This is a genomic window from Pseudomonas sp. QL9, assembly GCF_041409665.1.
Taxonomy (GTDB): Bacteria; Pseudomonadota; Gammaproteobacteria; order Pseudomonadales; family Pseudomonadaceae; genus Pseudomonas; species Pseudomonas knackmussii.
Genome location: NZ_CP166971.1, coordinates 1,470,007 through 1,481,365, shown reverse-complemented (window position 1 = coordinate 1,481,365; position 11,359 = coordinate 1,470,007). Strand labels below are relative to the sequence as shown.

Genomic DNA, 11,359 nt, shown 5'->3' with positions numbered 1-11,359 from the left:
GAGCATGGACGCCCGCACCCCACCCTCCGCCATGCCGGAGTCGGAGATCGCCCTCCTGGCGAACATCCTGGCCCTGGCGACCCGCAACATGTCCGCCATCAGCACCTTGCTCGGCCAGCTTTCCCTGGAGCTCGGTCGCAGCACCGATCCGCACCTGCAGCAGGTCGGCCAGCGCGCGGTGAACGACATCGGCCACCTGGCCGCCGACCTCGATACCCAGTGGCAGCTGATCGGCAGCCTGGCGCGCTTCTGCCCGCTGCTCAAGCGCACCGGCGTGAAGCCGCAGCCGGTGCTCACGGAAATCCACATCACCGAACTGCCCAGCCACGACTGATCCCGTTCGGGAGCCGCCGCACCGGCCTGCGTGGGGGACACGGATGCACACGCTGGCCGGTGCGACGGAGGCGGCAGTCTGCCGCAGGGGCGTTGGAGCGCCCATTGGACGCGTCTGGAAATCGCCCGGCGCCTAGATCGGATCGGCCAGGCGGCGTTCGACGTCTTCGAGCAGCGCACCCAGGCAGGCCCGCAGTCGCTCCAGTTGCTCGCCGATGCCGGCCGGATTGCACTCCAGCGCCTGCTCCACGTCCTGGCAGGCGCGCAGCAACCCCGGGGCATCTATGGTGCAGGCGAGCCCGCTGAGCCGGTGCAGCGCCTGCTGCAGGGGTTCGTGCCATTGAGCCGCCGACTGCAGGCGCTGGCGCTCCTCGATGAGGTTGTGGCGCAGCGCGCCGAGCAGCTGCGCGAGCCAATGCGGGTCGGCATTCAGGCCGCTCAGGTGGTCCAGGTCGAAACCGGCCTCGTACATGAGGGACTTGCGCCGGGCTGTCTCGCACTCTGGTCGTCTACGGCGCCAGATCAGCGCGAGGGCCGAGATGACCAGCGCAGCGTCGGACAGCGGCTGCCAGGGAAACTCCGGGAGCAGGGTGTTCGGCACATGCGCCAGGGTGAACAGCGCGCCGGCGCTCAGTGGCAGCAACACCGCAAGGCTGCCGGCCGGCAAATCGCAGGCGACGCGCTCAGCAAGCGGGCGCATGGGCCAGTCCACTTTCCTGGAGATAGAGGTAGAGCGCGGCGTTGGTATCCAGCCCGAGCTTGCGCATGGCGCTGCACTTCTGCGAGCTGATGGTCTGTTTGCTGCGGTTCAGGCGTCCGGCGATCTCGCCCACGGTCAGGCCGCCGCCATACAGGCGCAGCACCTCCACTTCGCGCGGCGAGAGCGTGGTGCAGACCGGCGTCTCGCCGGTCTGGTCGGCGACACGCCGCAATTGCTGTTCGAAGCTGTGCGAGAGGAAGGGTTTGCGCTCGCTGTTGAGGATGGCCCGGGGCAGGTCGGTGAGCAGACCGCGCTTGCTCACCAGGCCGCGCAGGCCCAGGTCGAGCAGGGCGCGCACCAGCGCCGGGTGATCGAGCATGGTCACCACTATGACCGGCAGCTGCGGATAGTGCCGGCGGACGCGCTGGATCATCTGCAGGCCGTCGGCCTGCTGCGCGCCGGCGAGCATGAGGTCGGTGATCAGCAGGTCGCAGGCATGGGTCTTGAGCAGCGCTTGCAGGCCATCGGCGTCCTGCGCCTGGCCAACGATGGTCAGGCGCGGGTCGGCTTCCAGCAGGCAGCGCATGCCGATGAGGGTGATGGGGTGGTCGTCGACGAGAATGATTCGAGTGGGCATCGGTGCAACGCAGGCAAGGTGAATGAAAGGTCTGACACTTGAGGTGTCTTTTGCCGGCGTAATGTCCACGAAACGTCAGAAGGAAATGTTCCCATGATGCGTAGGACTTTTCCCGTATCTGCCAGGCGCGGCCGCTTTTGCGCAGGGGCGGGCGAGGGCTGGCGCGGGTGACTGCGGAGTCACGGGAGGAGGAACGGAGGCAGGAGGGCGCCTGATCGCCGCCGCGCTTTGCACGGCAGCGACCAGGCCTGGATCAAGCGCCGGCTTGCGCCAGTTCGAAGCTCAGGCGCAGCGCCCAGGGCAGGTCGCAGTCGCCGACACGGATCGGTTGCAGCATGTCGACGTGGCTGCCTTTCTGCTGTTGCCAGGCGCGGCCCTGGGCGATGGCGGCGAAGGCTTCGGCCGGAAGGTCGTTGGCCTTTCCGCCCAGGCGTGCGGCCTCGGGATGGCTGACCCAGGTGCCGGCGTTGGACAGCAGCTGGTAGTGGCCGTTGCCCATGGGCGTGAGCGGCGCCAGGCTTTCCTGCAGTTGCTGCAGGGTGTAGTCGGCGCCGAGGATGCCGAGGAAACGGCCATTGGCGTACATCGGCGTCATGAACGAGGTCATCAGCACCGTGGAGCCGCCGACGGCGTATTCGTAGGGTTCCATGAACACATCGCGGCCCTTGTCGCGCGGCACCTGGTACCAGTCGCCGGAGCCGTCGGCGCGGTCGTAGCCGACCAGGCATTCGCGCTGCGGCAGGCCGCTGCCGCGGTGCCAGTAGGCCATCAGCCGGCCGGTGGCGTCATGCCCGCTGGCGCCGGCGAACTCGGCGTCGCGGCCGTCCAGGGCATTGGGCTCGCAACCGCAGGCGAAGGCCAGCAGGTCGGGATTACGGCTCAGGTATTCCTGCATCACCGCGTCCACCTGCTCGCGTTGCGGGCCGAGGTTGCGGCTCTTCATGCCGACGATGAAGTTCTTCAGGCCATAGAGCGCCGTGGCCATGTTCGAGAAGCGCGCCTCCAGGCGCTGCGCCTCGCTGGAGAGCAGCACCTGCGCGGTATCCAGCAGGCTGGAGTGCTCGGCGCGCTCGACGTCGGAGAGGGCCTTGGCGCTCTCGCTGCGGATCGAGGCGACCACGTTGCCGATGTCGGCGGTGGCGTTGGCCGATTGCGTGGCCAGGCGGCGCACCTCGTCGGCGACCACGGCGAAGCCGCGGCCGCTCTCGCCGGCGCGGGCGGCTTCGATGGCGGCGTTGAGCGCCACCAGGTTGGTGTTCTTGGCGATCTGCTTGATGACCTCGGAGACCTTGCTGATCTCGGTCCAGCGCAGGTTGAGGTCGGCGATCAGCAGCTTGACCTGGTCGATGGTCGAGCGGGTTTCATCGGTGGCTGCCGGCTTGGCCGCAGCGGGGCGTACGAGGGTGCTCTGCATGATGGGTTACTGCGTTGGCTGTCGATGGGCGTCTGTGGCGGCAGGCGAGGAAATCACGCTGTTATGAATGTGTCGGCCGCTCTGGCAAAAGCCTGAGCGGCCGATTGCGAAGGTGGCGGAACGGGCGTGTCGCCCCGCCAGCCGAAGGCTTACCAGCCTAATTGTTTGTGCAGTCCCAGGGCATCGTAGTAATCGCCCTGGTAGACGATCTTGCCGCCCTTGACCTTCACGAAGCTCACGCCGTCGAACGACAGCGGCTTGTTGGTGGCCGGAGTCTGGGCATCCCAGGCGCCGGTGTTGGTGCCGCTGAAGGTCCACTGGAAGGCGATGCCGTCTTTGCTGACGATGGGCGTGCCGTTCATTTTCCACTTCAGGTCCGGGACGGCGTTGACGAATACCTTGATCACGTTGTCGCGCGCGGCGTCATGGCCTTTCTGCGGGGTGCCGACGGTGACGTCGAAGTACTCCACGTCCTTGGCCATGTAGCTGGCCGCCTTCTCGGCATCGTGGGCGTTCCACGCGGCCATGTAGGCGTCGACGATCTGTTTGGGCGTCTGGGCCGCTTGGGCGACGCCGGCGAGGGTGAACAGCGACAGCAGGTAGAGCGCTCTGATGAGGTGACGCATGCTTGCCTCCGTTGCGGGCACCGCCCGCGGGTGTTGGGCCTTTGGCCCGGGTTCGGCGCGCCGGCATTACTGCGTGCCGGCGCACCTGGAACGCTGCCGCCGGCCACGCTCTCACGCGGCCGGCGGCGGGTGCATCAGGCGGCTTCGGCCGCGCCGGCACCCTTGGCGGTAGTGCGGCCGCTGACTTTCCAGGCGTCGCCGGCGGGGGCGTTGCCACGGTCGTACGGCTTGCGCAGCCACATGTACACCAGGCCTGCGCCGATCACGATCAGCGTAGTCAGGACCATCGCGTAGTTGATGTACCAGGGCGAAGCCGGGCTACGCGGCCAGGCCATGTTGACGATCGCACCCACGCCATAGAGCAGGGCGCCGATGTTGACCAGCGTGCCCCACTTGCCGAGGGTGAACTGGCCGCTCGGCACCCAGCCGCGGGCACGGGCGAAGAGCGCGGCGGCGACGATCATCTGGAAGGCCAGGTAGATGCCGATGGCAGCGAAGCTGACGATGGTCGCCACGGCGTCCTCCAGCACGAAGCCCAGGGCGATGATCGCTGCGGGAATCACGCCGCAGGTGATCAGCGCCGGCACCGGCACGTGGGTGTTGGGCGACAGGCGCTTGAGCAGGCCGCTGCCGATCACCATCTCGTCCCGCGCATAAGCGTAGAGCAGGCGGCTGGCGGCGGCTTGCAGGCTGATCACGCAGGAGACGAAGGACACGGTCACCACGGCCATCACCACGCGCGAGCCGATCGGGCCGAAGGCGTTGTTGAGGATGGTGCCGACCGGGTCGGTGTCCTTGCCGGAGATCACCGCAGCCATGTCCGGCACGGCCAGGATCAGCGCCAGGCAAGCGAACATCGCCGCCACGCCGCCGATGTAGATGGTCATGCGCATGGCCTTGGGAATGCGCTTGCTCGGGTTCGGGGTTTCCTCGGCGACGTCGCCGCAGGCCTCGAAGCCGTAGTACAGGAACATCCCGGCCAGGGAGGCGGTGAGGAACGCCGGCAGGTAGGAACCTTCAGCCGAGCCGATGCCGAAGGTGTCGAACAGCGCGCTGAACGGCTGGTGACGTTCGAACAGCAGCAGGTACACGCCAACCACGACGGCGCCGGCCAGTTCGCAGAGGAAGCCGAACATGGCGATGCGCGCCAGGGTCTTGGTGCCGCTGAGGTTGATCAGCGTGGCCAGCAGGGTCAGCACCAGGGCGACGTAGATGTTGGTCGTCGAGCTGGGCGCGAAGCCGAGCATGGCGGCGATGTACGGGCCGGCGCCGACGGCGACCGCGGCGATGGTCACGCACAGGGCGCAGGCGTAGATCCAGCCTACCATCCAGGCCCAGCGCTTGCCGACCAGACGACGCGCCCAGGGGTAGACGCCGCCGGAGATCGGGAACTGCGAAACCACTTCGCCGAAGACCAGGCAGACCAGCAGCTGGCCGAGGCCGATCAGCAGGTACGACCAGAACATCGGCGGGCCGCCTGCGGCGAGGCACAGGCCGAACAGGGTGTAGACGCCCACGACGGGCGACAGGTAGGTGAAGCCCAGGGCGAAGTTCTCCCACAGGCTCATGGTGCGATTGAAGTTGGACGTGTAGCCCAGCGCGCGCAGTTGTTCTGCGTCGCGATCGGCTGCGGATGGCGTGCTCATTCGTTTTCCCTCGTTTAGGAAGGCAGCGTTGGCGGTGGTGACCGGCCGACGAGATCGTCTGCCTGTGCCCCTGCGGGCTGTTCTTGTTGTCGAGCTTGGTTAGCCGGCGAGGCCCGAATGGCGACCCGCCAGGTGAATCACCCGAAGCTCCCCTGCTTCGGGGGCGCGGCCTACGCGCCGCACCGTGCGCCGGTTGGCCCACGGGAGCGGCAGGTGCCGGCCCCGTGGACGCACCGGATGGAACTCAGTGCTTGAACATCACGTGACGGATGGCGGTGTAGTCCTCCAGGCCGTACATGGACATGTCCTTGCCGTAGCCGGAGAGCTTCATGCCGCCGTGCGGCATCTCGGTGGTCAGCATGAAGTGGGTGTTGACCCAGGTGCAGCCGTACTGCAGGCGCGCGGCCAGGCGATGGGCGCGGCCGATGTCGCTGGTCCACACCGAGGAGGCCAGGCCGTAGTCGGAGTCGTTGGCCCAGGCCAGGGCTTGGGCTTCGTCGTCGAACTCGGTGACCGAAACCACCGGGCCGAAGATTTCGCGGCGGACCACTTCGTCGTCCTGGCGGGCGCCGGCGAGAACGGTCGGCTCGAAGAAGAAGCCCGGACGGTCGGCGCGCTTGCCGCCGGTGACCACTTCGATGTGCGGCTGCTGGCGGGCGCGCTCGACGAAGCCGATGACGCGCTCCAGGTGCTGCTCGGTGATGACCGGGCCGAGCTCGGTGTTCGGGTCGTCCTGCTCGCCGTACTGGATGCTGGCGACGGCCTCGCCGAGCTTCTGCACGAACTTGGCGTAGATGCCTTTCTGCGCGTAGATGCGGCAGGCGGCGGTGCAGTCTTGCCCGGCGTTGTAGAAGCCGAAGGTACGGATGCCTTCCACGGCGGCGTCGATGTCGGCGTCGTCGAAGATGATCACCGGGGCCTTGCCGCCCAGTTCCATGTGCATGCGCTTAACGGTGTCGGCGGTGCCGGCGATGATGCGGCTGCCGGTGGCGACCGAGCCGGTCAGCGAGACCATGCGCACTTTCGGGTGGGTGGTCAGCGGCTCGCCGACGGTCGGGCCGCGGCCGAAGACCACGTTGACCACGCCGGCGGGGAAGATCTCGGCCATCAGTTCGGCCAGGCGCAGGGCGGTCAGCGGGGTCTGCTCGGAGGGCTTGAGGACCACGGTGTTGCCGGCAGCCAGGGCCGGGCCGAGTTTCCACGCGACCATCATCAGCGGGTAGTTCCACGGCGCGATGGAGGCGACCACGCCGATCGGGTCGCGGCGGATCATCGAGGTGTGGCCGGGCAGGTATTCGCCGGCGGCGGAACCTTGCAGGCAACGGCTGGCGCCGGCGAAGAAGCGGAACACGTCGGCGATGGCCGGCAGCTCGTCATTCAGCGCGGCGCTGTAGGGCTTGCCGCAGTTGTTCGATTCCAGACGGGCCAGTTCTTCGGCGTTGGCGTCGATGGCGTCGGCCAGCTTGAGCAGCAGCAGGGAGCGGTCTTTCGGGGCGGTCTGCGACCAGCTGTCGAAGGCGGCGTCGGCGGCCAGCACGGCGGCATCGACCTGGGCGGTGGTGGCCTCGGCGATCTCCACCAGGGCGGTGCCCAGGGAGGGGTTCAGGACGGCGAGTTTCTCGCCTTCGCCGGCGACCAGTTGGCCGTTGATCAGCAGTTTGGTTTGCATGGGATCGGTCCTCTTTCAGGAGCAGGGTGCAAGGTCGTCGTTATCGTTCTTGTAGGGGGCTGGCCGGACAACTGACCGGCCAACCTGAGGGGTTCTTACTTGCCGCTCCCGGCCACGCCTTCGCCGCCCTTGGTCAGGTAGTAGGCGCCGAGGATCGGCAGCATGGTCACCATCATCACCAGCATGGCCACCACGTTGGTCACCGGGACGTCGCGCGGGCGGGTCAGCTGGTTGAGCAGCCAGATCGGCAGGGTGCGTTCGTGGCCGGCGGTGAAGGTGGTCACGATGATTTCGTCGAAGGACAGCGCGAAGGCCAGCATGCCGCCGGCCAGCAGCGCCGAGCCGAGGTTCGGCAGGATCACGTGGCGGAAGGTCTGCCAGCCGTCGGCGCCCAGGTCCATCGAGGCTTCGATGAGGCTGTGCGAGGTGCGGCGGAAGCGCGCGATCACGTTGTTGTAGACGATCACCACGCAGAAGGTCGCATGGCCGATGACGATGGTCAGGAAGCCCGGCTCGATGCCGAGGGTCTTGAACGCCGACAGCAGCGCGATGCCGGTGATGATGCCGGGCAGGGCGATCGGCAGGATCAGCATCAGCGAGATGCCTTCCTTGCCGAAGAAGTCGCGGCGGTACAGCGCGGCCGCGGCCAGGGTGCCCAGCACCATGGCGATCAGCGTGGCGATGCAGGCGATCTTCAGCGACAGGGTGATCGACTCCAGCACGTCCTGGCGGGCGAAGGCGACGCTGAACCAGTGCAGGGTGAAGCCCTGCGGCGGGAAGCTGAACGCGGCGTCTTCGGTGTTGAAGGCGTACATGAAGATGATCAGGATCGGGAAGTGCAGGAACACCAGCCCGCCCCAGGCGGCCGCTTTCAGGCCGAAGGAAGCTTTCTCAGAGTGCATCGAAGGCCCCCAGGCGTTTGACGATGGACAGGTAGACGGCGATCAGCACGATCGGCACCAGGGTGAAGGCGGCGGCCATCGGCATGTTGCCGATCGCGCCCTGCTGGGCGTAGACCATGCTGCCGATGAAGTAGCCGGGCGGGCCGATCAGCTGCGGCACGATGAAGTCGCCCAGGGTCAGGCTGAAGGTGAAGATCGAGCCGGCGGCGATGCCCGGGATCGACAGCGGCAGGATGACCTGGAAGAAGGTCTGCCGCGGGTGCGCGCCGAGGTCCGCGCTGGCTTGCAGCAGCGACGGCGGCAGGCGCTCCAGGGAGGCCTGGATCGGCAGGATCATGAACGGCAGCCAGATGTAGACGAACACCAGGAAGCGTCCCAGGTGCGAGGTCGACAGGGTGTTGCCGCCCACGCCCGGCAGGCCCAGCAGCAGGTTCAGCAGGCCATCCAGGCCCATGTGCTGGATGAACCACTGGGCGACGCCGCCCTTGGCCAGCAGCAGGGTCCAGGCGTAGGCCTTGACGATGTAGCTCGCCCACATCGGCATCATCACGGCGATGTAGAAGAACGCCTTGGTTTTACCGGTGGTGTAGCGCGCCATGTAGTAGGCGATGGGGAAGGCCACCACGCCGCTGGCGATGGACACCGCGACCGCCATCACCAGGGTGCGCTGGATGATGTCGAAGTTGGCCGGGTTGAACAGGTTGGCGAAGTTCGCCCAGGTCAGGTCCGGCGTCACCGTCATGGTGAAGTCGTCGAAGGTGTAGAAGCCCTGCCACATCAGGGTCAGCAGCGAGCCCAGGTAGATCGCGCCGAACCACAGCAGCGGCGGCACCAGCAGCAGCGACAGGTACAGGTTGGGCTTGCGGTAGAGCAGGTTCGACAGCCGGCGCAGCGGGCCGTTGCCCGCTACTGGCCGCTCGGCGTTGAGCGTCAGTTCCATCTCACGCGCCCTCGTGCAGGGCCACCATGGCCTCGCGCGCCCAGCGTGCGGTCACGCGCTGCCCCGGCTGGTGGGCGAGGGTGGCGGCGTTCCACTGGTTGTTGGCCTGGCTCAGGCAGAGGTTCTGGCCGTTGTCGAGACGGATCTCGTAGCGGGTGGCCGAGCCCTGGTACTGGATGTCGTGCAGCAGGCCGCTGATCTCCACGTCCGAGGCGCTGCGCTCGCCGCTGGCGAAACGGATGTGCTCGGGGCGGATGGAGAAGGGCTGCGGGTTGCCGGCGATCAGGGTGGCGAGGTCGCCGCGCAGCACGTTGGAGGTGCCGACGAATTCGGCGACGAAGGGCGTGGCCGGCTTCATGTAGAGGTTGCGCGGGGTGTCGACCTGCTCGATGCGGCCCTTGTTGAACACGGCCACGCGGTCGGACATGGACAGCGCTTCGCCCTGGTCGTGGGTCACGAAGATGAAGGTGATGCCGAGTTGGCGCTGCAGCTTCTTCAGTTCGCTCTGCATCTGCTCGCGCAGCTTGAGGTCCAGTGCGCCGAGCGGTTCGTCCAGCAGCAGTACGCGCGGACGGTTCACCAGGGCGCGGGCCAGGGCCACGCGCTGGCGCTGGCCGCCGGAGAGCTGGGCCGGCTTGCGGCTGCCGTAGCCGCCGAGGGCGACCATGCCCAGGGCCTCTTCGGCGCGGGCCAGGCGCTCGGCCTTGGCGACACCTTTCACCTTCAGGCCGTAGGCGACGTTCTCCAGCACGTTCATGTGCGGGAACAGCGCGTAATCCTGGAACACGGTGTTGACGTCGCGCTGGTAGGGCGGAAGGCCGGCGGCCTCCTCGCCATGAATGCGGATGGAGCCTGCGGTGGGTTGCTCGAAACCGGCGATCAGGCGCAGGCAGGTGGTCTTGCCGGAACCGGAAGGGCCGAGCATGGAGAAGAACTCGCCGTCCTTGATGTCGATGGACACCTGGTCAACAGCCTTCACGTCGCCGAACTGGCGGGAGACCTGGGTGAATTGAACAGCGGGGGTGGTCATGGTGCACGCTCCAAGGGGCAGGACGTCGGCGCGCGAAGGCCCTGCCCGTGAATCTGATTACGGGTGAAACGAATTGAATCGGAGAGACGAAAAGTCGTTCAGGGAGCGTCGCGAGCAGGCCCTCAGCCGCGTCCGGCCAGCGCACAGGAACCGCAGCGTACTTCAGTACGTGAGGATTCCGAGCACTGCCCGGGCGCGGATCAGGGCCGCACAGCAGCTACCTGGATGACTTTTAACGGCCGCCCATGATCGCGATGTAGTCCTGGGTCCAGCGGCTGTACGGGACGAACTTGCCGCCCTCGGCCTGCGGGGTTTTCCAGAAGGCGATCTTGCTGAACTGCTCGAAGCCGTTGGTGGCGCAGCCTTCGGCGCCCAGCAGGGTGCTGGCCTTGCAGCCTTCGGGCGCGGCCGGGACCGAGCCGAACCAGGCGGCGACGTCGCCCTGGACCTTGGGTTCCAGCGACCAGTTCATCCACTTGTAGGCGCAGTTCGGGTGTGCGGCTTCGGCGTGCATCATGGTGGTGTCGGCCCAGCCGGTGGCGCCTTCTTTCGGGAAGACCGAAGCGATCGGCTGCTTCTCGCCTTTCAGCGAGTTGACCTGGTACGGCCAGGAGCCGGAAGCGGCCACGCCTTCGTTCTTGAAGTCGCTCATCTGCACGGTCGCGTCGTGCCAGTAGCGGTGGATCAGCGAGTGCTGCTTGCGCAGCAGGTCGAGCACCGCGCTGTACTGCGCTTCGGTCAGCTGGTAGGGGTCCTGGATGCCCAGGGCCGGCTGGGTGGCCTTCAGGTAGAGGGCGGCGTCGGCGATGTAGATCGGGCCATCGTAGGCCTGCACGCGGCCCTTGTTCGGCTTGCCGTCAGGCAGGTTCTGCGGCTCGAAGACCACGGCCCAGCTGTCCGGCGCCTTCGGGAAGACCTTGGTGCTGTACATCAGCACGTTCGGGCCCCACTGGTACGGGGTGCCGTAGGTCTTGCCGTTGACGGTGTACCAGGGCGCGTTCTGCAGGCGCTGGTCGACGTTCTTCCAGTTGGGGATCAGCGAGGTGTCGATCGGCTGCACGCGCTTGCCGTAGATCAGGCGCAGGGAGGCGTCGCCCGAGGCGGTGACCAGGTCGTAGCCGCCCTTGGCCATCAGGCTGACCATCTCGTCGGAGGTGGCGGCGGTCTTCACGTTGACCTGGCAGCCGGTGTCCTTCTCGAACTGGGTGACCCAGTCGTAGGCCTTGTCGGACTGGCCGCGTTCGATGTAGCCCGGCCAGGCGATGATGTCCAGGCGGCCTTCACCGGCACCGACGGCCTTGGCGGCGTCGGCCGCCTGTACGCCGGCGCTGGCCAGCAGGGCGGTGGTGATGGCGCTGAGCAGTGCTGTCTTGCGCATGTGGAACTCCCTCGTTGTTGTCTCTATTGGTGGGGCAGTGATCAATCGAGCAACTCGCCTCGTCCGGCCGGGCCGTCGGGCGTT

At 67.2% G+C, this 11,359-nt stretch carries 11 protein-coding genes, 1 other RNA gene and 1 pseudogene; 1 reads left to right on the top strand and 12 read right to left on the bottom strand.

The window, feature by feature from the left end:
• The first annotated feature begins 4 nt into the window (after nt 1-4).
• Nucleotides 5-334 carry a hypothetical protein gene (locus ACA097_RS07025; protein ID WP_043249704.1) on the top strand — a complete coding sequence of 110 codons (330 nt, stop codon included), beginning with the start codon at nt 5-7 and terminating at the stop codon, nt 332-334.
• A gap of 132 nt (nt 335-466) precedes the next feature.
• Here ACA097_RS07025 and ACA097_RS07020 read toward each other — a convergent pair whose 3' ends face one another.
• The 12 genes and pseudogenes from ACA097_RS07020 to ydcS all read right to left on the bottom strand — a co-directional run bounded on the left by ACA097_RS07020 (nt 467) and on the right by ydcS (nt 11,275).
• Nucleotides 467-1,033 carry an Hpt domain-containing protein gene (locus ACA097_RS07020; RefSeq protein ID WP_371369355.1) on the bottom strand — a complete coding sequence of 189 codons (567 nt, stop codon included), beginning with the start codon at nt 1,031-1,033 and terminating at the stop codon, nt 467-469.
• Complete coding sequence (locus ACA097_RS07015; RefSeq protein ID WP_043249710.1) at nt 1,017-1,670, bottom strand: response regulator; 654 nt, start codon at nt 1,668-1,670, stop codon at nt 1,017-1,019. Before ACA097_RS07015 ends, ACA097_RS07020 begins: the two co-directional genes overlap by 17 nt.
• Nucleotides 1,671-1,923: 253 nt before the next feature.
• Nucleotides 1,924-2,790 carry a cache domain-containing protein gene (locus ACA097_RS07010; RefSeq protein WP_236658399.1) on the bottom strand — a complete coding sequence of 289 codons (867 nt, stop codon included), beginning with the start codon at nt 2,788-2,790 and terminating at the stop codon, nt 1,924-1,926.
• A pseudogene (locus tag ACA097_RS07005) lies at nt 2,791-3,084 on the bottom strand (methyl-accepting chemotaxis protein); the annotation flags it as partial. It lies immediately after the preceding gene.
• Between the two features lie 149 nt (nt 3,085-3,233).
• The gene (locus ACA097_RS07000) at nt 3,234-3,710 is read right to left on the bottom strand and encodes an ester cyclase (RefSeq protein WP_160285972.1); all 477 of its coding nucleotides are present in this window, start codon (nt 3,708-3,710) and stop codon (nt 3,234-3,236) included.
• A gap of 134 nt (nt 3,711-3,844) precedes the next feature.
• Nucleotides 3,845-5,356, bottom strand: coding sequence for an APC family permease (locus ACA097_RS06995; protein WP_052355185.1), 1,512 nt, complete (start codon nt 5,354-5,356; stop codon nt 3,845-3,847).
• Between the two features lie 244 nt (nt 5,357-5,600).
• Nucleotides 5,601-7,025 carry a gamma-aminobutyraldehyde dehydrogenase gene (locus ACA097_RS06990; RefSeq protein WP_371369352.1) on the bottom strand — a complete coding sequence of 475 codons (1,425 nt, stop codon included), beginning with the start codon at nt 7,023-7,025 and terminating at the stop codon, nt 5,601-5,603.
• Nucleotides 7,026-7,120: 95 nt separating this feature from the next.
• Nucleotides 7,121-7,927 (bottom strand): ABC transporter permease, encoded by an 807-nt coding sequence (locus tag ACA097_RS06985; RefSeq protein WP_160285975.1) that lies wholly within the window; start codon nt 7,925-7,927, stop codon nt 7,121-7,123.
• Nucleotides 7,917-8,867, bottom strand: coding sequence for an ABC transporter permease (locus tag ACA097_RS06980; protein WP_371369350.1), 951 nt, complete (start codon nt 8,865-8,867; stop codon nt 7,917-7,919). Before ACA097_RS06980 ends, ACA097_RS06985 begins: the two co-directional genes overlap by 11 nt.
• A gap of 1 nt (nt 8,868) precedes the next feature.
• Nucleotides 8,869-9,897 carry an ABC transporter ATP-binding protein gene (locus tag ACA097_RS06975; protein ID WP_371369348.1) on the bottom strand — a complete coding sequence of 343 codons (1,029 nt, stop codon included), beginning with the start codon at nt 9,895-9,897 and terminating at the stop codon, nt 8,869-8,871.
• A 95-nt stretch (nt 9,898-9,992) separates the two neighbouring features.
• Nucleotides 9,993-10,068, bottom strand: a non-coding RNA gene (locus ACA097_RS06970) — sX9 sRNA.
• Nucleotides 10,069-10,129: 61 nt separating this feature from the next.
• Nucleotides 10,130-11,275 (bottom strand): putative ABC transporter substrate-binding protein YdcS, encoded by a 1,146-nt coding sequence (ydcS, locus tag ACA097_RS06965; RefSeq protein ID WP_160285977.1) that lies wholly within the window; start codon nt 11,273-11,275, stop codon nt 10,130-10,132.
• Nucleotides 11,276-11,359 lie beyond the last annotated feature (84 nt).

Excerpts from the sequence above, each read along its gene's own strand:
- ACA097_RS07015 (WP_043249710.1), bottom strand. The coding sequence starts at position 1,670 with ATGCCCACTCGAATCATTCTCGTCGACGACCACCCCATCACCCTCATC.
- ACA097_RS07025 (WP_043249704.1), top strand. The coding sequence starts at position 5 with ATGGACGCCCGCACCCCACCCTCCGCCATGCCGGAGTCGGAGATCGCC.
- ACA097_RS07020 (WP_371369355.1), bottom strand. The coding sequence starts at position 1,033 with ATGCGCCCGCTTGCTGAGCGCGTCGCCTGCGATTTGCCGGCCGGCAGC.
- ACA097_RS06980 (WP_371369350.1), bottom strand. The coding sequence starts at position 8,867 with ATGGAACTGACGCTCAACGCCGAGCGGCCAGTAGCGGGCAACGGCCCG.
- ACA097_RS06985 (WP_160285975.1), bottom strand. The coding sequence starts at position 7,927 with ATGCACTCTGAGAAAGCTTCCTTCGGCCTGAAAGCGGCCGCCTGGGGC.
- ACA097_RS06975 (WP_371369348.1), bottom strand. The coding sequence starts at position 9,897 with ATGACCACCCCCGCTGTTCAATTCACCCAGGTCTCCCGCCAGTTCGGC.
- ACA097_RS06990 (WP_371369352.1), bottom strand. The coding sequence starts at position 7,025 with ATGCAAACCAAACTGCTGATCAACGGCCAACTGGTCGCCGGCGAAGGC.
- ydcS (WP_160285977.1), bottom strand. The coding sequence starts at position 11,275 with ATGCGCAAGACAGCACTGCTCAGCGCCATCACCACCGCCCTGCTGGCC.
- ACA097_RS07000 (WP_160285972.1), bottom strand. The coding sequence starts at position 3,710 with ATGCGTCACCTCATCAGAGCGCTCTACCTGCTGTCGCTGTTCACCCTC.
- ACA097_RS06995 (WP_052355185.1), bottom strand. The coding sequence starts at position 5,356 with ATGAGCACGCCATCCGCAGCCGATCGCGACGCAGAACAACTGCGCGCG.